This window comes from Rugamonas apoptosis, from assembly GCF_014042355.1.
Lineage (GTDB): Bacteria > Pseudomonadota > Gammaproteobacteria > Burkholderiales > Burkholderiaceae_D > Rugamonas > Rugamonas apoptosis.
Map to the genome: position 1 here is coordinate 20,743 of NZ_JACEZU010000017.1, position 21,290 is coordinate 42,032.

At 61.8% G+C, this 21,290-nt stretch carries 16 protein-coding genes and 1 tRNA gene; 9 read left to right on the forward strand and 8 right to left on the reverse strand.

What is annotated here, in order from left to right:
* Nucleotides 1-28: 28 nt before the first annotated feature.
* A complete protein-coding gene (locus H3H39_RS25475; RefSeq protein WP_182157202.1) occupies nt 29-469 on the reverse strand; it encodes a nuclear transport factor 2 family protein in 441 nt (146 codons plus the stop codon).
* Nucleotides 470-662: 193 nt separating this feature from the next.
* Here H3H39_RS25475 and H3H39_RS25480 point away from each other — a divergent pair, with 193 nt between their 5' ends.
* Together H3H39_RS25480 and H3H39_RS25485 are read left to right on the forward strand one after the other, a co-directional pair.
* Entirely contained in the window at nt 663-1,508 is an 846-nt protein-coding gene (locus tag H3H39_RS25480; RefSeq protein WP_182157203.1) for a GNAT family N-acetyltransferase, read from the forward strand.
* Between the two features lie 80 nt (nt 1,509-1,588).
* Nucleotides 1,589-2,125 carry a DUF2058 domain-containing protein gene (locus H3H39_RS25485; protein ID WP_182157204.1) on the forward strand — a complete coding sequence of 179 codons (537 nt, stop codon included), beginning with the start codon at nt 1,589-1,591 and terminating at the stop codon, nt 2,123-2,125.
* Between the two features lie 33 nt (nt 2,126-2,158).
* On the opposite strand, the gene H3H39_RS25490 is transcribed toward H3H39_RS25485, so the two are convergent.
* From H3H39_RS25490 to H3H39_RS25505, 4 genes are all read right to left on the reverse strand, one after another.
* Nucleotides 2,159-2,803 carry a TetR/AcrR family transcriptional regulator gene (locus H3H39_RS25490; protein WP_182157205.1) on the reverse strand — a complete coding sequence of 215 codons (645 nt, stop codon included), beginning with the start codon at nt 2,801-2,803 and terminating at the stop codon, nt 2,159-2,161.
* Between the two features lie 74 nt (nt 2,804-2,877).
* On the reverse strand, nt 2,878-3,666 hold the full coding sequence (locus H3H39_RS25495) for an SDR family NAD(P)-dependent oxidoreductase (RefSeq protein WP_182157206.1): 789 nt from the start codon (nt 3,664-3,666) through the stop codon (nt 2,878-2,880).
* Between the two features lie 378 nt (nt 3,667-4,044).
* Nucleotides 4,045-5,775 (reverse strand): bifunctional protein-serine/threonine kinase/phosphatase, encoded by a 1,731-nt coding sequence (locus tag H3H39_RS25500; protein WP_182157207.1) that lies wholly within the window; start codon nt 5,773-5,775, stop codon nt 4,045-4,047.
* A gap of 53 nt (nt 5,776-5,828) precedes the next feature.
* Nucleotides 5,829-6,650: a formate/nitrite transporter family protein gene (locus tag H3H39_RS25505; protein WP_182157208.1), complete on the reverse strand. Its 822-nt coding sequence runs from the start codon at nt 6,648-6,650 to the stop codon at nt 5,829-5,831.
* 533 nt (nt 6,651-7,183) lie between these two features.
* Here H3H39_RS25505 and H3H39_RS25510 point away from each other — a divergent pair.
* The 7 genes from H3H39_RS25510 (at nt 7,184) to H3H39_RS25540 (ending at nt 17,521) form a co-directional block, all read left to right on the forward strand.
* Nucleotides 7,184-8,650, forward strand: a complete 1,467-nt coding sequence (locus H3H39_RS25510; protein WP_229218290.1) for an aryl-sulfate sulfotransferase — start codon at nt 7,184-7,186, stop codon at nt 8,648-8,650.
* A gap of 148 nt (nt 8,651-8,798) precedes the next feature.
* Entirely contained in the window at nt 8,799-11,192 is a 2,394-nt protein-coding gene (locus H3H39_RS25515; protein WP_311196988.1) for a TonB-dependent receptor, read from the forward strand.
* 10 nt (nt 11,193-11,202) lie between these two features.
* Entirely contained in the window at nt 11,203-12,648 is a 1,446-nt protein-coding gene (locus H3H39_RS25520; protein WP_182157209.1) for a sulfatase family protein, read from the forward strand.
* A 201-nt stretch (nt 12,649-12,849) separates the two neighbouring features.
* Nucleotides 12,850-14,448: a hypothetical protein gene (locus H3H39_RS25525; RefSeq protein WP_182157210.1), complete on the forward strand. Its 1,599-nt coding sequence runs from the start codon at nt 12,850-12,852 to the stop codon at nt 14,446-14,448.
* 492 nt (nt 14,449-14,940) lie between these two features.
* The gene (locus H3H39_RS25530; protein ID WP_182157211.1) at nt 14,941-15,414 is read left to right on the forward strand and encodes a hypothetical protein; all 474 of its coding nucleotides are present in this window, start codon (nt 14,941-14,943) and stop codon (nt 15,412-15,414) included.
* 246 nt (nt 15,415-15,660) lie between these two features.
* A complete protein-coding gene (locus H3H39_RS25535) occupies nt 15,661-16,329 on the forward strand; it encodes a hypothetical protein (RefSeq protein WP_182157212.1) in 669 nt (222 codons plus the stop codon).
* Nucleotides 16,310-17,521, forward strand: coding sequence for an XRE family transcriptional regulator (locus H3H39_RS25540; protein ID WP_182157213.1), 1,212 nt, complete (start codon nt 16,310-16,312; stop codon nt 17,519-17,521). Before H3H39_RS25535 ends, H3H39_RS25540 begins: the two co-directional genes overlap by 20 nt.
* Nucleotides 17,522-17,763: 242 nt before the next feature.
* Here the strand turns inward: H3H39_RS25540 and H3H39_RS25545 are convergent, their stop codons facing one another.
* The 3 genes from H3H39_RS25545 to H3H39_RS25555 all read right to left on the reverse strand — a co-directional run bounded on the left by H3H39_RS25545 (nt 17,764) and on the right by H3H39_RS25555 (nt 21,242).
* On the reverse strand, nt 17,764-18,546 hold the full coding sequence (locus H3H39_RS25545; protein ID WP_182157214.1) for a hypothetical protein: 783 nt from the start codon (nt 18,544-18,546) through the stop codon (nt 17,764-17,766).
* Nucleotides 18,547-18,710: 164 nt separating this feature from the next.
* A tRNA-Phe gene (locus tag H3H39_RS25550) sits at nt 18,711-18,786 on the reverse strand.
* 71 nt (nt 18,787-18,857) lie between these two features.
* Nucleotides 18,858-21,242, reverse strand: a complete 2,385-nt coding sequence (locus tag H3H39_RS25555) for a S9 family peptidase (protein WP_182157215.1) — start codon at nt 21,240-21,242, stop codon at nt 18,858-18,860.
* Nucleotides 21,243-21,290 lie beyond the last annotated feature (48 nt).

Consider the following 21,290-nt stretch of genomic DNA (forward strand, 5'->3'; position numbering starts at 1 on the left):
ATGAATACCTGGCCCGCACGCGTTGCCGTTAGTGGTGCAGTGGGATGCTGGCGGCGGTGCCGGCCAGTTCAGGATGGAAGGCGCGGTCGCCGGGGGCCGTGTCGTAATAAGCCTGGAAGCGCGCTACCTTGCCGTCGCGCATGGTGAACACGTGGACCCAGGGATTGTCGAAACGGCGCCCGGTGGATTTGGCGATCCAGGTGGCGTCGCCGGTGACGACCACCGTGTCGCCCTCGGCAATGAACTGGCGCGGTTCGAATTGGACGGCCTGGACGGACGCGTCCAGCTTGGCGAAGAACTGGCCTATGCCTTGCTTGCCGTGATAGCTGCCGGCATAGGGGGTGTATTCGGAATCGGGACCGATCCAGTCCGCGTCGTCGTGATACAGGTCCATCAGCTTGCGGATGTCGCCGCTCTGGAACAGTTGGTAGCCTTGCATCACCAGTTGCTTGTTCTCTTGTGCATTCATGGCTTGTCTCCTGATCATCGTCCGCCCCGCGGCAGTCGCGGATGGTCGTGTCGGGAGTGTCCGATCAGATCAGCCTAGTTCGCGGGGAGCCGATGTCAAGGTGGGCCGAAGGATGATGCTGTGCGGCAATGGCGCCATGCCGCGAAAAGGCCTAGAGTGGGGCCATGAGCGACTCGCACAACAGGAACGCAGGATGACGCCCGAACCCATGCTGATCCGCCCCATGCACGCGCAGGAGCTGGACACCGTGCTCGACTGGGCGGCCGAGGAAGGCTGGAATCCCGGCCTCAACGACGCCGCCTGTTTTCATGCGGCCGATCCGGGCGGCTTCCTGCTGGGCGTGGTGGACGGCGAACCGGTCGCCAGCATCTTTGCGGTGCAATATGGCACCACCTTCGGCTTCATCGGTGGCTACCTCGTGCGCCCGGCCTGGCGCGGACGCGGGCATGGCATGGCCCTGTGGCGGGCCGGCATGGCGCGGCTGGCGGGCCGCAATGTGGGGCTGGACGGGGTGGTGGCCCAGCAGGGCAATTACGCCAAGTCCGGTTTTCACCTGGCCCACCGCAACATCCGCTACGAGGCGTATGGCCGGCCCGGCGTGGACAATGCGGCGGTGCCGCTGGCCTCGCTGCCGATCGATGACGTGCACCGTTACGACCGCGCTTGCTTCCCCGATGAGCGCAGCCGCTTCCTCCAGTGCTGGATCACCCAGCCCGATTGCATCGCCGTCGGCATTCCGGGTGCGCAGGGCGTGGCCGCGTACGCCGTGCTGCGCCCGTGCCGCCTTGGCTACAAGATCGGCCCCCTGTTCGCCGAGACGGCGGTGCAGGCCGAGACCCTGTTCCTCAACCTGCTGGGCCAGGTGACGCCGGGCGTGCCTGTGTACCTGGATGTGCCGGAAGCGAACGCGGCCGCCATGTCGCTGGCCGCGCGCCACCAGCTGCGGCCCTGCTTCGAAACGGCGCGCATGTACACCCGGGGCCAGCCGGCGATGGACATGGCGCGCCAATATGGCATCACCTCGTTTGAGCTGGGCTAGCGCCAGTTTGCTATGCTATCGCCTTTGCGGCGGCCGGCGACAAGGCCCGGCCGCCGGTCCCTATTTACGGAGTGGTAAGCATGGTTTCCCTGCAAGAGCAGTTGCTAAAGGCCGGCCTGGTCGACAAGAACAAGGTCAAGAAGGTTAATCAGGACAAGAGCAAGCAGAAGAAGGAGGAGCGCCGCACGGGCACGCAGAGCGTGGACGAGGCGCGGCTGGCCGCGCTTGAGATCCAGCGCAAGAACGCGGAACGGGCCCGCGAATTGAACGCCCAGCGCGACGAGGCGGCCACGCAGAAGGCGATCCAGGCGCAGATCGCGGACCTGGTGCAGAAGAACCGCCAGAACAAGGGCAAGGGCGACATCGCCTACAACTTCACCCATGGCACCAAGATCGAGCGCATCTACGTGTCGGCCGAGGTGCGCGAGCATCTGGTGGCGGGGCGGCTGGTGGTGGTTTGCCTGGGCGACGCGGTGGAGCTGGTGCCGCGCGTGATCGCGGACAAGATCGCCGAGCGCGATGCGTCGCTGGTGGTGCGCGTCAACAAGAGCACGACGGAAGTGGATGAGGACGATCCGTACGCCGCTTTCCAGATCCCCGACGATCTGATGTGGTGATGTGCATGCCGGCGCGTCGCCGCGCCGGCCGGATCAGCTGTACGCGGACGACCACAGCCGTTCGATAGCTGCTTCCAGTTCCGCATGAAAGTCCCGTTCCAGCACCCGCAACGCCGGTTGCTGCAACAGGGCGCGCAGCGCATCGGGAAAGTCCAGCGCTTGCCATAGCCCCAACGTGAGCGCGTAGGTTTGCAGCAGCAGGGTGGCGCCCCAGCCGGACACGCGCGCGGGCGCGCCTTGCTCCAGCAGGGCGCCGGCCTGCATCATTCCCTGCGCCAGGTTCAGCTTGAAGCGTTGCATGGCTTCCAGCGGCAGGTTCTTTTCCAGCACGGTGTTGCCGAGCGCGGCCAGTCGCAACAGGTCGCCGCTGTCGCGCACCAGTTGCGTGTAGGCGCGCGCGAAGCGGGCCGCCGCATCGGGCTGCTGCATGTCCAGTCCCGTCAGCAGCGGCGCCAGCGCCGTGAACAAGCGCGCGAAGCTGTCTTCCAGCAGGGCGACGAAGATTTCTTCCTTGGTGCGGAAATACAGGTACACCGTGCCCTTGGCCAGGCCGGCCGCGCTGGCGATGTCGGCCACGGGCGGCAGGGCGTGGCGCTCGCGATAGAGCTGGTGGGCGGCGTCGAGCAGCACGCGGCGGCGCTGCTCCCGGTGTTCCTCGGTCAGGACGGGGCGTCCCATGGGCTTCCTTGGGGTTGAATGGCTCCGGATTCTACAATGAATCGGCGGCGCTTCAGTTTTTCCTCGGTTCTTTCTCAGTTCTTCATCAGCTGATAAGCGACCCGGCGTTGCACCATGCGCGGCATGAAGCGGTTGCCGAAGGCCGTGAACGCGTTCAGCCAGCCCGGCACGATGGAGGCGCGGCCCTGGTCGAGCGCGCGCAAGCCGATCCGCACCACGGCCGCGCTCTTCATCATCAGCAAGCGCTGGTACAGGGTGGCGCGCTGGCCGGACACGGCCAGGAAGCTGGTGGCGGAGATGCCGGGCGAGAGTACGGTCACGGTCACGCCCTTGCGTTTCAATTCCTCGTGCAGGGCTTCACCGAACAGCAGCACGTAAGCCTTGGTGGCGGCGTAGGCGGCATAGGTGGGCGTGGCCTGGTAGGCGCCGATGGACGACACCAGCAGGATCTTGCCGCGGCCGCGTTGCGCCATGTCGTTGGCGAAGGCGTGGGTCAGTTCCGTCAGCGCCACCATGTTCAGTTGCATCATGTCCAGCGTGCGGGCCAGCGGCTGTTCCAGGAACGGACCCCACACGCCATAGCCGGCATTGTTGATCAGGATATCGATGCGGATGCCGCGCGCGTCCAGCGTGGCCTTGAGCGCGTGGGCGGCGCCCGGCTGGGACAAGTCCGCGCTCTGCACTTCGCTCACGGTGCCGTATTGGCTGGCCAGTTCTCGGGCCAGCGCCTGCATCGGTTCGGCGCGCCGCGCCACCAGTACCAGCTTGGCGCCGCGCGCGGCCAACTGGCGGGCGAAGTCCACGCCAAAGCCGCTCGAAGCGCCCGTCACCAGCGCCCACTGTCCTGTCAGATCTTGTTTCATCGCCACGCTCCTTGGTTAAATGACTAATGGTCATAATATGGCCAGTTTAATGACTGGCGGTCAGTTGTCAATCGATGGGCTTAGAGGGGATCCACTAACTCGTCGCTACTGGCGGTAGGGCAGCCAGCCTGAAACCGCGCCGGGCATGGTCGGAGGATGTGTATGCCGTCACCAGTTCCGCGCCGCGCTCGATGGAGAATCCGGCGCTGCCGACGTTGGCGTAGGACCTGGCCGACTCGCGCTATTCTTTGTCGCGGGCCAGGACAAATTGTCGCCCTATCGACCCGACCAAGTTGTGCGCTCGCTCAGTCAAATGGTGCCGTCAGTTTGCGGCTTGGGCGCGGTGCAGCCGATCGTCCAGGGCGGCCGTGGCGCGTGTCAGTGCCCCCTGAAGGCCAGCGACAGCAGCAATGCGCAGGTCAGCGCGAACGACATGCCTTTCCAGAACACCAGTGGGTGGCGTTCGATCAGCGGCGGGCGCTTGCGCTCAAGAAAGGCCCGGTTCGGGTGTTCCAGGTCGTACAGGAATTCGGCCACATCGTCGTAGCGCCGCAGCGGGTCAGGATGCACGGCCTTCTTGACGGCCTCGTCCACCCACGGCGGCACGTCGCGGTTGTGGCCCGTGGCCGGATCATAGCGCAGCTTGCGCTGGTCGGCGCGGGTGCGGGTTTTCGGCACCTCTACGCCGTACGGCAACGTCCCGGTCAGCATCTGGTAGACGATCACGCCCAGCGCATAGATGTCTGAGCGGGTACTGCCGTCTTCGCCCAGGAAATATTCGGGCGCCGTGCATTGCAGCGCACCGGGCAAGGCACCCTGTTCGGCGGGACCGGCATATTCGCTGATGCCGGCCACGCTGGTGGCGCCGAAATCGATCAGCGTGACCAGGCCCGCGCCATCGATCATGATGTTTTCCGGGCGCAAGTCCTGGTGCAGCATGTCGAGCCGGTGGAAGGCGCGCACTCCTTTCGCCACCTGCCCGACGATGGCGCGCACCACCGGCAAGCCGGGGCGAGGGTGATCCTGCAACCATTGGGCCAGGGTCTGGCCCTCGATGAATTCGGTCAGCAGATACACGAAGTTGCGTGGGCGGCCGGGCGCCACCGGCTTGAGCACGTGCGGGTTGTGGATGCGGCGCGCCACCCATTCCTCCATCAGGAAGCGTTCGACCTGGGCCGGATCGGCCTGTAAATCGACCGAGGGCGCCTTGAGTACCAGCAATTGCCCGCTGTCGGGGTCCTGCGCCAGATACAGGTGGCTGCGGTGGCTGCCGTGCAGTTCGCGCACGATTTTGTAGCCGTCGAACAACTGGCCCGCTTCCAGCAGGGGCGGGAAGGGCAGCGTGGCGTAGTGGGCCAGCAGTTCGTTGGCGTCAGGGCTGGGCAGCGCGTCGATGCGTACCAGTTGCACGGTCAGGTTATCCGGACTGCCGCGCCGGTAGGCTTCCTCCACGATGGCTTGCGCGGCCTGCTCCAGCTGCTGCGGTGTGGCAGCGATGGCGGCGGCGACGCAGGCGCCATCGGTGTATTCGTAGACGCCATCCGTGGCCAGCACGAACAGGTCGCCCGCTTCGATGGCCAGGGTGCGGTAATCGATTTCCAGCTGGCTGTTGACGCCCAGCGCGCGGCTCAGGTAACTCTGCTCGGACGACACCTGGATGCGGTGGTCCACCGTCAGTTGTTCCAGCGTGGCGCCATGCAGGCGGTAGATGCGGGTGTCGCCGACATGGAAGAGGTGCGCCGTGGTCGACTTGATGACCATGGTGCTCAGCGTGCAGACGTAGCCCTGGTCCTTGTCGAAGCGTCCACGTCCTTGCTGGGTTTGCGCGTAGAGCCAGGAATTGGTGGCCGCCAGCACACGTTCGGCCGACGTCTTGACGCTCCACGCTTCCGAAGTGCAGTAGTAATCTTCCAGGAAGCCGGTCACGGCGAACTGGCTGGCGATCTGGCTGACGTCGCTGCCGCTGATGCCGTCGGCCAGCGCGATGGCGATGCCCTTGTGGCCCAGCTGCGCGCCACTGGCCAGGTAGATGCCGTGGAAATCCTGGTTGAGGTCCTTGCGTCCCTTGCAGGAATACTGGCCGGCGGAAATGGTGAGCTGCTTGGACATGGATGGGATGCCTGCGGGCGGCCATGCGGCCGGCCCGCAGGCAGGTGGCAAGCTTAGGCCGCCTTCTTGAGCGAGCGCTTGGGCGCGGTTTTGACGTGGGTAGTGTACAGCGTGAGGCCGGTGAAGGACAGGCCGCCCACCAGGTTGCCCAGCACGGTGGGGATCTCGTTCCAGATCAGGTAGTCGAGCACGGAGAAGTGGCCGCCCATCAGCATGGCCGATGGGAACAGGAACATGTTGACCACCGAGTGCTCGAACGCCATGGCGAAGAACAGCATGATCGGCATCCACATGGCGATCACCTTGCCGCTGACGGAGGTGGAGATCATGGCGCCCACCACGCCGGTCGACACCATCCAGTTGCACAGCATGCCGCGCACGAACAGGGTCAGCATGCCGTAGGCGCCGAACTTGGCGTAGCCCAGGGTACGCGCCTCACCGATGCCGGCGATGGTCATGCCGACCTTGCTCGGTTCGGTCTGGAAGCCGTTGGTGAACACGATGGCCATCAGCACGGCCACCGTCAGGGCGCCGAGGAAGTTGCCGACGAAGATCACGCCCCAGTGTTTCAGGATGGCGCGCAGGGTGACGCCGGGACGCTTGTCGAGCCAGGCCAGCGGTGTCAGCACCAGCACGCCCGTCAGCAGGTCGAAGCCCAGCAGGTACAACATGCAGAAGCCGACCGGGAACAGGATCGCGCCGATCAGTGGCACGCCGGTCTGCACCGAGCAGTGGACCGCGAACACGGCCGACAGCGCCAGGATGGCGCCGGCCATATAAGCCCGGATCAGCGCATCGCGGGTGGCCATATACAGTTTGGACTCGCCCGCATCCACCATCTTGGTGACGAACTCCGAAGGTGCCAGGTATGCCATGTTGTTCCCCATTCTTAAACTATTGTGTGGTCATTCAAGTGTTTCGCGGTGCTGAAATCACTTCCTGGTCATCACTAAGCAAGAGCCGGGCCTAATGGAATTGTCGCCATCGCGGGGCGCCGCGATGGTGCGGCCATGCGTGGTCCTGGGGCGGGGGAGTGAGTTTTGCACCAGGACGGTTCCTGGCGCCTTGTTTTGGTGCGGCCGCCGCCATGCTGGTGTAGACGATGGTGCAGACATCGGTGCTGACATCTCTCGGAAACGGGGCCGCGCCTATTCAACATGCGAGTCAGAAAACAGGATGGACGAGTGACGAGCGATTTTTATGATGGAACTTGCTATAAGCCGGTAAATCATAAGCCAGCGCTGGCCAAATAAATCTGAACAACAAGGATAGCTGCCCGATTTTCAGGCACAGTTTTGTTCTTTTCTAATGCAGTCGCTGCAAATATCTGTATGCGAATTAATTCGTGGCTTGCATGGTGGAGTGCTGCGTAAGATGCACTCACTGTTCGATCACCACCAAGGAGTCCATGATGTTTGCATCGCCCGCAGCAGTTTCTCCCGTCAACACAGGCCGTCCGCGCCGCGCACGGCTGTCCGCCATGATGCGTACCGCCATGGCTTGCGCTGCCGTGGGCGCTGCGGCAAGCGCCGCGGCGGCGCCCAGCGTGTACCCGACCGGTGTCACGCGCTATGAGCCGGACCGTGCCTGGAACGGCTACGTCGTCTTCAGCGGCCAGGACAAGAAGACCCATTTGATCGACATGAATGGCAATGAAGTGCGTCAGTGGCCGCAGGAAGGCTTTCCGCCCGTGCTGCTGGACCCGGCCCTGACCGGCGGCAAGCGCGGCAACGTGCTGCTGCAACTGTCGAATGCGCCGGGCGCGGCGGCCGGCAATGGCCTGGGTAACAAGGCCATCGGTGAACTGGACTGGAATGGCCATGTCGTGTGGCAGTGGGGCGAGGGCGGCGCGCAGGAGGCCTACGCGTCGGCGACCGTGCAAAGCGGCGCTGCCCCGGCGGGCGGCGTCAAGCAGCACCACGACTGGCGCCGTCTGCCCAACGGCAATACCCTGGTGCTGGCCAACCAGGTGCATGCGGTGCCCGGCTTCAAGGCGGCGCAAGTGCTGGATGACGTGATTTATGAAGTCACGCCGAAAGGCGACGTGGCCTGGAAATGGGTGGCGTCGGACCACCTGGAAGAATTCGGTTTTTCGCCGGAAGCATTGAAACAGGTGCGCGCCGCGCCGCTGCGCAATGGCGCCAAGGCGGTCGACTACCTGCATATTAATAACATGTCGGTGCTCGGCCCGAATAAGCGCTACGACGCGGGCGATACGCGCTTCCATCCGGATAATGTGCTGATCGATTCGCGTGAAGCTAACTTTATCGTCATCATCGACAAGACGACCGGCAAGGTGGTGTGGAACCTGGGTCCTGACTATCCCGCCATCGGCGCCACCGACGTGCCGCGCCCGGTCGACCAGATCATCGGTCCGCATGACGTGCACCTGATACCGAAAGGCTTGCCCGGCGCCGGCAACATCCTGGTGTTCGATAACCAGGGCGAGGCCGGTTATCCGCGCGTCAGCCCCGGCCTGTTCCCCCACTCGCGGGTGCTGGAAATCGATCCGGTCACCAAACAGATCGTGTGGCAATACACGGCGGCCAATTCCGGCCAGACCCTGTGGAGTTTCTACAGTGCGTTCATCAGCAGCGCGCGCCGCCTCCCGAACGGCAACACGCTGGTCGACGAAGGCATGAATGGCCGCTTCTTCCAGGTCACGCCGCAGGGCGACATCGTGTGGGAATACGTCAGCCCGTACTACGGCAATTCCGCCGTGGGCGGCGCCGGCGGCAAGCCGGTGCGCACCAACTGGGTTTACCGCGCGCAGCCCGTGCCGTATGACTGGGCGCCCGAAGGCACGCCGCGTTCGGAACGTGCCGTCGCCGCACGCGGCGCAGACGACAGTATCAACGTCGCCGACCGGCGCTGACCCGGACCCGCCGCGGGCTTTGCCGCCCGCATTCAATCTGACAAATACCTGGAGGTGGTTTTCGCGCAGCGGAGGCCGCCGTGCCTGCGGCCAGCCATCGCGCGCCGCAGCGGTACCGCACACACATCAAAAAGCAAAGGGATAAATCGTGGTAACTCATAACAACAAGGCAGCGCCGATCTTGAAACCGAGCGCCATCGCGTTGGCCGTGCTGGCGCTGGTCCAGCCGGTACAGTCGCATGCGGCTGCCGCCATTGCCACCGCAGTGGCGGCAGCCGGCGCGGCAGGCAGCGTGGCCGACGACAGTATTGTGGCGAGTGACGCCTCGGCAGGCGGTTCCGCGTCGGTTGGCGCCGCCGGATCCGCCTACGTCGGCGCAGTGCAAACCGTGCTGGTGACGACCCGCCGCCGTGTGGAAAGTTCGCAAAACGTGCCGACGCCGATGAGCGTGCTGGATGCGGACATCCTGGAAGGCAGCGGCACGTATCGCGTGCAAGACTTGCCGCAACTGCTGCCCAGCACCACCGTCAACTATGTGCATGCGCGCCAGATCAGCTTTGCCGTACGTGGCCTGGGCAACAACCCGGCCAGCGATGGCCTGGAAGGCAGCGTTGGTATCTACCTCGACAATGTGTACCTGGCCCGTCCCGGCATGGCGGCATTCGATGCGCTCGACATCCAGCAGCTGGAACTATTGCGCGGTCCGCAAGGCACCTTGTTTGGCAAGAACACCACGGCCGGCGTGCTCAATATCGCCACCAAGAAGCCGACCTTCGACACGGAACACAGCGCTGAGGTGTCATTCGGCGAGTATGGACACAAGCAGGGCCGCTTGGTCTTGAACGGCGCCCTGAGCGACACCGTGGCCGGCCGCCTGACGGCATACGCCACCCGCGACGACGGCTATATCACCAACCGCTACAATGGCGGCAAGGTGCAGGGCGGCGACCGCCACGGCATCCGCGCCCAGGCGCTGGTGGAATCGAGCCGCGACTTCAACCTGCGCGTGGTGGCCGATTATCATGAAGAGGATTCGAACAACGGCACCCTGGTGTTTTACAGCGCCGGGCCAGGCGGCAAGGCGCTGGCGCAGGCCAGGCTGGTGGGGGCGACGCCGGTCATCGATCCGAACCAGCGCGCGGTCAATCTCGATACCGGTTCGCACGTGGCGGTCAGCCAGGGCGGCGCATCGGCGGAGGCCAACTGGACGTTCACGGGCGACGCCAAACTGACGTCGGTGACGGCTTACCGCTACTGGAACTTCACGCCGAAAAACGACGATGGCTTGAACGTGCCGGTCACCCTGAATGCCGGCGCGTCGACACGGCACAAGCAGTTCACGCAAGAGCTGCGCTGGGCCACGCCATCGGGCCAGCCGCTGGAATCCGTCTTCGGCGCGTATTACTACCGCCAGCGCCTGACGGACAATTCGTTCACCGTGAATGGTCCGCTGGCCGACCTGTATAACAGCACGCCAACCGGCGCCTGGGCCAACGTCACCAGCAACGCGCCAGCGTGGCTGGACGTCGACAGCACCGCGCTGTTCGCCCAGTCGACCTGGCATGCGACGTCGAGGCTGGACGTGACGGCCGGCGCCCGCGTGACGCATGAGGACAAGACCGCCCGCATCACCCGCAACGCGCCGCTCGGTCCAACGGTCAAGGGGGCCGCGCTGGCGTCGCGCAACGCCCGCTATGGCGCATTCGATTCCGGCGAAATCCACCTGTCGCAGGACAGCCCGACCGCGCTGATCAACGTGGGCTACAAAGTCAATCCGGACGTGCTGCTGTATTCCAGCCTGTCGCATGGCGAGAAATCGGGCGGCATCAACCTGTCGGTGCCGGGCGCCGGCGGCGTGGCTTCGCTATTGGTGGGCGCCGAGCGTGCCAACGCACTCGAAGCGGGCGTGAAGTCGCAGTGGTTCGACAATAACCTGCAATTGAACGGCAACGTGTTCGCCACCGTCGTGCACGGTTATCAGAGCAATGCCTATGATCCGGTCAGCCGCACGTCCTATCTGACCAATGCCGGCAATGCGCGCACCCGCGGTGTGGAACTGGAACTGGTGGCGACGCCGGCGCGCGGCCTGACCCTGCGCTCCAACGTGTCGTTCAACGACGTCAGCTACCTGTCGTACACCAACGCACCATGCCCGCCCGAGCGCAGCGCCACCTTCTGCGACCTGTCCGGCCGCAATGCGCTGGTCAATGCGCCCCGCTGGATCGCCAATGCCAGCGCACAGTATGCGCAGCGCGCCGGGGACGGCGTGCAGGCTTACGTGAACGCCAATGTGGCTTACCGCAGCGGGACCTACGGCACCCTGGATGCGTCCGACTATTCGAAGATCCCGGGTTACAGCGTCAGTAATTTCTCGCTCGGCTTGCGCAGCACGCGCGGTTCGGCATGGGATGTGTCGCTGTGGGTAAAGAATGCGTTCGACAAGCAGTACTACACCAGCCTGTGGAACAGCGCCTTTGGCTCCTATAACGCCGTCATCGGCACACCGCGCACCGTGGGTGTGACGGGCCGCCACGCATTCTGAGAGGATCAACATGAGTAAAGTTAACCGCAAGCGCCGCGCCGTGATTGGCGGCCTGTCGACCCTGGGCCTGGCGTCGCTCGCCGCGCCGGCCGCCCTGGCTGCCGCTGCCGCCGGCGCGAAAAAGGGCCAGCCCAATATCGTGTTCATCCTGGCCGATGACCTGGGCTGGGGCGACCTGAGTGTGTACGGCCAGACTGATTACCACACGCCCAACCTCGATAAGCTGGCGGCGCAAGGCTTGCGCCTGACGCAGCATTATTCGAATTCCGCCGTCTGCTCGGCCACCCGCTTTGGCTTGATTACGGGGCGCTACCAGTATCGCTTGCGCGGCGGGCTGGAAGAACCGATCGCCGGCGCCTCGGACACCATCGGCCTGCCGCCCGAGCATCCGACCCTGCCGTCCTTGCTGAAAAAAGCGGGCTACCGCACGGCCCTGATCGGCAAGTGGCACCTGGGATCGCTGCCGACGTTCGGCCCGCTCAAAAGCGGCTACGATTCCTTTTACGGCAACTATGGCGGCGCGATCGATTACTTCACGCACAAGCCGGGCGTGGGGCCCAACGTGAAGGAAGATTTATACGAAGGCGAAGTGCCGGTCAGCGAAGTCGGGTATTACACCGACTTGCTGGGCAAGCGTGCCACGGATTTCATCAACCGGCAAAACGCGGCGCAACCGTTCTTCCTGTCGCTGCACTACACGGCGCCGCACTGGCCGTGGGAGGGGCCGGGCGATGCGGCCATTTCGCGCAACCTGACGGCGGCCGGCGGTGGCATCTTCCACTACGATGGCGGCAACCTCGCCACCTACGGCAAGATGGTGGAAGCGCTCGATGCCTCGGTGGGCCGCGTGCTGAGCACCCTGGCGCAGCGGGGGCTGGCCGACAACACCATCGTCGTGTGTTCCAGCGATAACGGCGGCGAGCGCTTTTCCCGCACCTGGCCCTTCGCGGGACAGAAAACGGAATTGCTGGAAGGCGGCATCCGCGTGCCCGGCATCATCCGCTGGCCAGGCCATATCCAGGCCGGACAAGTCAGCAGCCAGGTCGCGATCAGCATGGACTGGCTGCCTACTTTGCTGGCGGCAGCGGGCGCGGCGTCCGATCCCGCTTACCCGCCCGACGGCACCAACCTGTTGCCGGTGCTGCTAGGTGAGCAAAAAACGGTCGAGCGCACCCTGTTCTGGCGCTACAAGGCCAATGAACAGCGCGCGGTACGGGCAGGCGACTGGAAGTACCTGAAGTTGAATGGCAATGAGTTCCTGTTCGACTTGTCGGCCGACCAGCGCGAGCGGGCCAACCTGGCGCACCGCTATCCGGACAAGCTGGCGGAGTTGAAGCAGCAGTGGGAACAGTGGAATGCCCGGATGTTGCCGATTACGGCCGACGTGCGGACGCATGGGGTGGATGGCAAGGTGCAGGCGGACAAATATAGCCCGCAGGGGAACGGGGATATTTGATTCGGTTTCGCGGAAGGGGGCCGCACGCCTGGCCCGGATCGGCCAGGTGTTGTCTTTTTTGTATAATATTAAAAAAAATAAATAAATTTTTACTATTTTGTAGCTTAGAATTTCCGTGTGCTGGTAGCAGCCGGTGTATTCAGGCAAGTCCATCGCCGCGTCAGGTGGCCACACCTTCCCTTTTTCTTCTACGTCTCCCTCATGAAAATTTCGATCCCCCAATTGCTCGTCACTCCCGTCATGGTGGTGTTTGCGATGACCGCCCATGCCGAGGAAACCAAGTCCACATTTGATTTGGGCTCCATGATCAAGAACAGTTTCAACAAGGCCTTGAGCAAGAATGGAATCGGTGCCAAGGAAGGCGAGCAAGGCAATGCAGGTGCGTCCACCAACTATCAGAAATTGACCGATACCAAGCTCAAGGATATTTTGAAGGCCTATCCGGTCAAGGATGATATGAATCCGCCCGCGTTCCCAAAGCTGGCCATTCGCATTACGGGGTACGCCAAGACGCTGGATCAGTGGTCAAATCGGACCAACACGCCAAACGAATGTGTGAACTACAACATTACGCTGTGGACGAGCGAGCGTAAGAGTGAAAAGTTTGAAAATCTGCGCATGTGCGCCAACGACCTGGCCTACAACATCAGTTTTGTCAGTGTGCGCAGTCCGTGGCCGGCAAAGATGAATTACAACAAGAGTTCCGGGCAGGTGCGCGACGATGGTCCGGTAGCACCGTCCAAGCCGTATCCGAACGATCCGGTGGCCCGCAGTTTCATGGCCGGCGGCGGGGTGTATTACATCGGATCCATGTTTGTCCAGATGGGCTACGACTGGGATTATCCGCACGACACCATGCGCGTGTGGGTGTCCGGCGTTTCCAATACGGGCGATGGCAGCGTCTCGGCCGCCAATAATCCAGGGGCCGCGGTCATGACGACCACCGCGCAGGCGCCGGCGGAGGCGGGTTCCCAAGGGGCGAGTGGTGCCTATCCTGTGGCGGGCGTCTATGATGCTTCCGACCGCCTGTTTGAACGCACTTTTACCGTGTCGGCGGACGGGAAGTTTGAACTGGTGGTGCAGCAGAAAGGCAAGGCCGGCAATCTGCGCTCCGGCATCGGCGAAGGCCAGTTGGCCGACGGGCCCGGCGGCTGGCAGTTCAGTTCCGGCAACTGCAAAATGACGGTGCGACGCGGCAGTGGAAGCGTGCAATTGCATGCCGAGCATTGTTCCAGTGATTGGGGCGATGTGCCTTACGATGGCCGCTATCAATTCAAGGCGTCGTCCGAAGTGAAGGATGCGGGCAAAGTCCCGGGCAAGACTGTGGCCAATGGTGGCGCGGCTGAAATGGCGCAGGCTGGCAATCTACCCACGCGCAAGGAGTTGAAAGACAATTGGGATGCCGTATCCACCACCACGCTATCGGGCAAGGCATTGACCGTGTTGATCAAGCGTGCCGCGTCGATTGAGGGGAGTCCCTATTCCCATACGGATGCCGCCGTGTTTGTGATCGACAATCCTGGCCTAGGCACTATGCATGCGTCTGAATGGGCCAAGTCGCCACTGAAAGTGGTTGATATTCCTTTACCGCCGCGCGCGCCCAACCAAGGTTACGCGATTCAGGGAAACTGCTCGCAAGGCAAGAACAACAACGTGGTGTTGATCCAGATCGCCAACGAAACCCCGTACGGTACTGCGCCGAAGCCCATCAGCGCATGGATGCTCGATGCAAATCAACAGGCGGTCCAGGTGCAGCCTGCCAAGTCCGTCAAATGTCCGGTTGTAGAAACAGATGTTTGAGTTTCACATGCATGCCCGCTCAAGCCAGAGCGGGATAGTGAGGTAGCGGGAACAGGCCGGAGTTGAGGGCCGCGCCTCCATCAATGCAAAACGCCCGCTTGTGAAAGCGGGCGTTTTGCTTGGGATATTCTTGGTGGCCCGGGGCGGAATCGAACCACCGACACAAGGTGTTGTGGAGCACTTGACTCGGCTATCGCCGAAGAATTTACGCCTTGTGGAAGATATTGTGCGCTGCGTTCTGGCTGAGCAGAGTAACGAACAGCGTTAATGCAGGTGGTGACGGAGCGGCAATCCTGACGCTTTCCCGATAGTGATCGAGCGTCGAATTGGGGCACGAATGGCCCATCCAGGTCTTATCCCCCGATCCACTACACTACTTGCTGGTCACACCAACACTCCGAAACTGGATGCCATTCTGTCAACGTTGACACGGGTTTCTGCAATAAATTGATGTAGCATTGCCGTATATCAACTTGGCGAAAGGAATCTGTCATGCCCGCGTTCGAACTTTCACATGGCGTATTTCACGAATTTGGCGACATCGTAGAAGGCCACATTAAGGCTCATCGTCAAGAGAAGTGGTTCTACGTCATCGCACTTTGCTTTATTGGTTTCATGGCGCATAAGATGCTCGACAGTATTGTCGCCGATCTCTTAATGGTTTTGGCTTTCGCGTTTTGCGGCAGCAAGATATTGATGAGTAAGCCTGATCTGGCGCAATCCGTTTCGCATGAGGAGATCGGGCAACTATCAGACAGCGCATTCGATGACTTAGGTCGTCTCAAGCGGAAATTGGATCGAGCCGTTTTGCTCAGCGACCTGCATTCCATCGTCAGCGCCACGTCGAAAAAGAACGAGGCGAAGGCCAAAGCCCAAGAACAGGCAAGATCAGAGCGCGCGCTGCAAGCCCAGCAGGAGCACGCGCTCTATGAAAGGAAGAAAAACGGCAAGACAGAGCGGCGCTAAGCAACATGGGTTCTGACACTTTTCAGGCACAAAAAAAACACCCACACGCACTGAAGCAGGCAGAATCGTTGAGCGCTGAATGGGTGTAGTGTGTTCCATGTTACAACGTCCCTGTTCGGCTCGACAGAACACTTCAGCTGGGCTGGATCGCTCAGAGTTCAATTGCTGTATGGGGGCAATTTTCTCGTTACGCGAAATTATTTGTGGTAATATTCCCGTTACTGGAAATAAATTACTGGGATATTTATGAGTGTAACGTCTGCGAATGGCCGTGAAGCGTTAGAGCAGCTCATCATTGGTCAGGTTCCACGCGATCTAATCATGGCTTGCGAAGATGCCTACCACAATGGCGATGGGAAGGGGCGCTTGCAAGCGTCCGCGTTTGCAAAAGGCCATCGGCCCTCGGCAGCGGGCCAAGTTAAGCACTTCTACATAAATGAGGCGTTTCACGAAGCCTTGGAGGTGCACGGTGCAGAACCTACGCCGCTTCGAGGCACCCGGTTGGTCATCGGGCGGGTGGGCATCTTCAACATAGTGCGGCTCAATGTGCCCGGTCATAAGTGGGTGAATCTTCGGCGTAGCGCAACGCGAACGGCACTGGCTGAGCTCAACGATATGATCGAGCGAAAGTACGTGCAAGGCGATTTCTTCACGGAGGCAGGCGAGCCCACTGGAGGTACGATCTTCGTCCTTGGTGTAATGGATGGAATCGATGCAAGCGGAATTGCCCAGTTGACTCAGGTCATGCTTGCGATACCGGCGCCAGATATGAAGTCCTGGCTATACATGAGTACAATCTCGGATTTCCTAAACCTTTATAACCAAGCTGATGCTGTTGTTCAACAGGACAACGCCCTACCAAAACTCAAGACACAACCGAAGAAGCAAATAGGAAATGACCAAGGGAATCAATGACCTTCAGCCCGCACGCTTGGAGCAGGCGCTTGCGGCCCGTGGCCTTACGAAGGGACAACTAGCGACTCTCGTCGGCGTAGGGGCGCCGACAGTAACAAAGTGGTGCAAAGGCGACCAAGCACCAGAAGCAGAGACTTTCGATCGCCTTGCTTCTGTGCTTAATGTGCAGTCGGAATGGCTTGCACGTCCGCTATTGCCGCCTGTGTCTGCGCCGCTTTATCGCAGCAATGCTTCTGCCCTTAAGGCCGCTCGCGCTAAGCTGGAAGCACGTACGGCGTGGACGCAGGAAGTTGCGTCCCTCCTCAGTGAATATGTCGACTACCCGAAAGTCAACCTACCAAAGCGAACGTTTCAGGACCCTGAGCAAATTAGCGATACCGATATTGAAGCAGCCGCTGAGGAATGTCGTGCGCTCTGGCAGTTGGGCCGTGGCCCGATTCAGAACCTGGCCTTAGCAGCGGAGAGCGCAGGTATCATTGTCGTACGAGAGGAAACTGAAATCTCGGCAATTGAGGGCCTTTCTAGCTGGAGTGAGGTGCTCGGTCGTCCGATCGTCTTGCTTTCGGCTGACAAAGCCAATGCGTTTCGCAGTCGCTTCGACTTGGCTCATGAAATTGGTCATCTCATCCTCCATAAGCACATTCCAAGGGCCGACGAGCGAGATCGCTACAATCAGATGGAAAAACAAGCGCACCGATTTGCTGGTGCGCTTTTGCTGCCAGCCGAAGCTTTTTCCTGCGAAGTCCGTGTGCCACCGAACTTGGATAATTTGCTAATTCTGAAGCAGCGCTGGGGCGCGTCCGTAGCAGCAATGATGATGCGAGTACACACGCTAGGTTTGCTCAGTGACGAAGAGAAACTGGCGCTCTTCAAGCGCCGCTCGGCCCGGTGGGGGGCTAAGGCTGAACCCGGCGACGACAAGTGGGAACCTGAAGTGCCGCGATTGCTGCGGCGAACGGTGGAGCTTTTAATAAATGAAGGCATATTGACGCCTGAACGTATTCCACGTCATTTGGGATTCTCACCGCGCGACGTGGAAAACCTCTGCAATTTGCGTGAGAACTATTTTGATGCTCCGGCTGAAGTGGTCGATCTAGCGACGCTTCGTACAATTAAGCCCGAACGTCAAGCAGTGCGCCGAGCTGATGTTGGTTCTGGGGCCGTGGTGTCGTTCTTGAAATTCAAAAAGTGAAGTCGTGATTCGCAGACGTGCTCCGCAGTGAATTGACAGGCGGTTCTGCGATTGCTTGAAAAAGTGCTGGTCTGGGTGGCGAGATGAAGTCCTCGTTGGCCGGGGGCAGCCGCTTCCGGCAATAGACCGACACAAGGACTTTTAATCCGCAGAAACAAAAACGCCAACCTGCATGGGTTGGCGTTTTTACTAGGAAATTCTTGGTGGCCCGGGGCGGAATCGAACCACCGACACAAGGATTTTCAATCGTCAGGCCTTGATGCCATAGCTCCAACTATCCTTACCGCGTTCGCATGTTTCCCCGACTTGATTTCTTGGATGATTTTCTGATAGTGCTTTTGTACTGACTGATGTTTGCGGAACCGTGCGACCGCCGGGTGCAGGGTCCTAAAACAGTCAATCTGATCATACTTAAAGTGCCAAAGCTCTTTCGGCACGTGGACAAGTACGGTCTTGCGCTTCGGTGCCTCAAAAAGTGACTTGACGACGGTGTCGTGTGTTGCACTGCAGCCGAAGATGATAATGTCTGGCTGGAGCAATTCGCGCTCGTAGCGGAAGAGTTTGGCCGAAAACGTTGTCAACGCTACTGAGTAATTTCTAGCGCTCCGTGACTTTCCTTTTCCCCGGAACACGTCCATCTTGAATAAATTATTCCAAATGACTGAGCCGGGAATTCCTCCGGTAAGTTCTTTTTCCAGAAGACAGCGGGTCTTCAGGAAGTGCGAGTGGCCGGGAGGACCGAGGAGGCTCCTCTCGTAACGGGCAAGCAGGGGTGGGACATGATTTTTGGGATCGTTGAGTATCTCAGGCAGACGGCAAAACCATCCCTTGGTTTCCTGTCCGACGAACATCACTCGAATCGGTGCCTCGAAGTAAGCCTTCGCAGCATGAAGGTTCAAGAAGAACGGAGCGGAAAGCGCCTCCAGCTGTCCCTTCTGAAGACTTTGGGAAAGACGCAGAGCGTCCAGTTCCGCTAAATAGAAGTCGACCAGCTTATTCTGAATTGTCGCAACATCGTCGCTCATGGCGGCTCCGTGTTTTTTGAATATGCGGTGTGTTTTGGCTCTGAATGGCGGGCCGAAAGTAACTGGTGTTTAGTGGGATCGGAAATGAACCGGAGCCGAGGACTACGAATCCACCAATGCAAAACGCCGATCTGCATGGATCGGCGTTTCGTCAAGCATATTCTTGGTGGCCCGGGGCGGAATCGAACCACCGACACAAGGATTTTCAATCCTCTGCTCTACCAACTGAGCTACCAGGCCAAGGGCCGCAATTATAGCAGGCCGGTGTGGGGCGCCGTCAAGTATGAATTTTCCGGCCCTTGCCCTGGCGCTTATTTCAGCCTGCGTTCGAACAATTGGTAGATGCGCCGGTATTCGTCATACCAGCTTTCCGGTTGCACGAAGCCGTGGCGTTCCATGGGGTAGCTGGCCAGTTCCCAGTGATCCTTCTTCAGTTCGATCAGGCGCTGGGCCATGCGCACGGAATCCTGGTAGAACACGTTGTCGTCCACCATGCCGTGGGCGATCAGCAGGTCGCCGCGCAACCGGTCCGCGTATTCGATCGGCGAAGACACCTTGTAAGCTTCCGGGTCCAGTTCCGGCGTGTTGAGGATGTTGGACGTGTAATCGTGCTCGTAGCTGGTCCAGTCCGTCACGGGGCGCAGCGCGGCGCCCGCCTTGAACACGTCCGGCGCCCGCAGCAGGGCCATGAAGGTCATGAAGCCGCCATAGCTGCCACCATAGATGCCGACCTTGCCGGCGTCGCCCTGGTGCCGGGCTACCAGCCACTGAACGCCGTCCAGGTAGTCGTCCAGTTCCGGATGGCCCATCTGGCGGTAGATGGCCATGCGCCAGGCGCGGCCGTAGCCTTCGGAGGCGCGGTAGTCCATGTCCAGCACAACGTAGCCTTTTTCCACCAGCAGGTTGTGGAACATCTGCTCGCGGAAGTAGTTCGGGTAGCGCTGGCTGACGTTCTGCAGGTAGCCGGCGCCGTGCACGAACATGACGATGGGGTAGCGCTTGCCCGCTTCCAGCTGGGCCGGGCGGTACAGCTTGGCCCAGATGGGCGCGGCGCCGTGGGTGGACGGCACGGCCACCAGTTGCGGCTGGACCCAGTTGCGGGCCTTGAATTCGGCCGTGCGGGTGTCCGTGAGCACGGTGGGCGCGCCGCCGGCGGCCGGCACGGTGGCCAGTTGCGGCGGCAAATAGCTGGCCGAGTAGCGCAGCAGCACTTTGCGTCCGTCCGGCGACAGGGAGAAATTCTCCACCCCGCCCATCGCCGTCAGTTCGCGCAGCGCGCCATCCTTGACGGACGCGGCGCACACTTCATAGGTGCCCGGCAGTTTGGGATTGCAGATGAAATAGACCTGGCCGCCGTCGGCCGTCCATTCCGGCTGGCTCGCTTCCCAGTGGCCGGACGTGAGGGCGCGTGGCTGGCCGCCGGGCGTCAGCGTGTACAGGTGCGCATAACCGCTTTCCTCCGACTGGTACCACAGCGTGCTGTTGTCGGGCAGCCAGCCGAACTGGTTACCCCGATAGTTGATCCAGGCTGGGTCCGTCAGCCGGTGCACACTGGCCAGCGTGGCGCGGGCCAGGTCGACGGTGGCGATCCAGCGGTCCTTGTTGTCGATGCTGCGCACCATCACGGCGACCCGGCTGCCGTCCGCGCTCCATTGCAGCACGCCATCGTCCGGGTCCACGCGTACTGGACGGTTGCCTTTCAGCGCCGGCAGTTTTTGCGCCGCGCGCAAGTCGGCCAGCGGGTCGGTGGCGATGCCGGGCAGGCTGTCGTAGGGCAGTTCGCGCACGGCGCGGGTAGCCAGGTCGACCAGCCTGAGCGTTTGTGGCACGGGGCCGTCGTGCGCCACCCGCTGGCGCAGGTCCACGGCTTCCTCGAAGCCCGATTCGGTGACGAAACGGGCCATCTTGTCGCGCGGCGCCTTGGCGCTGCCCTGGGGCGTGGTCACCACCAGCAGATAGCGGCCATCGGGCGACAGCGCGCTGCCGCTGAGCTCGACCTTGTCGCCGAGGTAGACGGGCAACGGGGCGCGGGTGGCGTCGGCGCGGCGCTGGGCCTGGTCCTGTTCGCGTTCCTGCTCGCGCTCCTGTTTCTGGCGCGCCAACGTGGTCAGCAGGCGCAACTGCAGGTCGCGCAGGACGTCCGGCTCCGGTTTGGCGTCCGGATCCTTGACGGTGCGCAACTGGGCCACCGGCGTCACCAGGCGTTCGGCACGGCTCCAGCTGTACCAGTCCTGGCCGATGCGAAATTGCACGTGGGCGCCGTCGGCCGCGTACTGGGGCGCGGCGGCCGGGGTGCTGCCGCGCACGATCTGGGTCAGCGCACCCGACTTGAGGTCGCGTTCGAACAGGTCGCCGTTGCGCAGCACGATGGCGCGCGTGCGGTCGCGGTTGTAGACCATGGCCGGGCTGTCGATGGCGGCCAGGTGCTGCTCGTCGACGATGGCTGGCGTACCCGTGCCTGTTTGCCAGATGTCGCGCAGCGGCGAGCCGCTACGTTTTTGCTTGAAATACAGGTGGCGGCTGTCCCAGCCCCACCAGGCTGATTCGACGGGCGTGCCGATCCAGTCGGGATGGGCCATGGCCAAGTCCAGCGTGATCGGTGTGGGGGCGGGCGCAGGGGCGGGCGCAGGTACAGGGGCGGCCGCGGAGGCGGCGCCGGCCGCCAGCAGGGCGGCGAGAGGCAAAGCAAAACGCATGGCGGGGGTTCGCTATTTCTGTTGGGTGAACGGGAGCATGGGATCGCC

Excerpts from the sequence above, each read along its gene's own strand:
- H3H39_RS25475 (WP_182157202.1), bottom strand. The coding sequence starts at position 469 with ATGAATGCACAAGAGAACAAGCAACTGGTGATGCAAGGCTACCAACTG.
- H3H39_RS25480 (WP_182157203.1), top strand. The coding sequence starts at position 663 with ATGACGCCCGAACCCATGCTGATCCGCCCCATGCACGCGCAGGAGCTG.
- H3H39_RS25485 (WP_182157204.1), top strand. The coding sequence starts at position 1,589 with ATGGTTTCCCTGCAAGAGCAGTTGCTAAAGGCCGGCCTGGTCGACAAG.
- H3H39_RS25490 (WP_182157205.1), bottom strand. The coding sequence starts at position 2,803 with ATGGGACGCCCCGTCCTGACCGAGGAACACCGGGAGCAGCGCCGCCGC.
- H3H39_RS25495 (WP_182157206.1), bottom strand. The coding sequence starts at position 3,666 with ATGAAACAAGATCTGACAGGACAGTGGGCGCTGGTGACGGGCGCTTCG.
- H3H39_RS25500 (WP_182157207.1), bottom strand. The coding sequence starts at position 5,775 with ATGTCCAAGCAGCTCACCATTTCCGCCGGCCAGTATTCCTGCAAGGGA.
- H3H39_RS25505 (WP_182157208.1), bottom strand. The coding sequence starts at position 6,650 with ATGGCATACCTGGCACCTTCGGAGTTCGTCACCAAGATGGTGGATGCG.
- H3H39_RS25510 (WP_229218290.1), top strand. The coding sequence starts at position 7,184 with ATGATGTTTGCATCGCCCGCAGCAGTTTCTCCCGTCAACACAGGCCGT.
- H3H39_RS25520 (WP_182157209.1), top strand. The coding sequence starts at position 11,203 with ATGAGTAAAGTTAACCGCAAGCGCCGCGCCGTGATTGGCGGCCTGTCG.
- H3H39_RS25525 (WP_182157210.1), top strand. The coding sequence starts at position 12,850 with ATGAAAATTTCGATCCCCCAATTGCTCGTCACTCCCGTCATGGTGGTG.
- H3H39_RS25530 (WP_182157211.1), top strand. The coding sequence starts at position 14,941 with ATGCCCGCGTTCGAACTTTCACATGGCGTATTTCACGAATTTGGCGAC.
- H3H39_RS25535 (WP_182157212.1), top strand. The coding sequence starts at position 15,661 with ATGAGTGTAACGTCTGCGAATGGCCGTGAAGCGTTAGAGCAGCTCATC.
- H3H39_RS25540 (WP_182157213.1), top strand. The coding sequence starts at position 16,310 with ATGACCAAGGGAATCAATGACCTTCAGCCCGCACGCTTGGAGCAGGCG.
- H3H39_RS25545 (WP_182157214.1), bottom strand. The coding sequence starts at position 18,546 with ATGAGCGACGATGTTGCGACAATTCAGAATAAGCTGGTCGACTTCTAT.
- H3H39_RS25555 (WP_182157215.1), bottom strand. The coding sequence starts at position 21,242 with ATGCGTTTTGCTTTGCCTCTCGCCGCCCTGCTGGCGGCCGGCGCCGCC.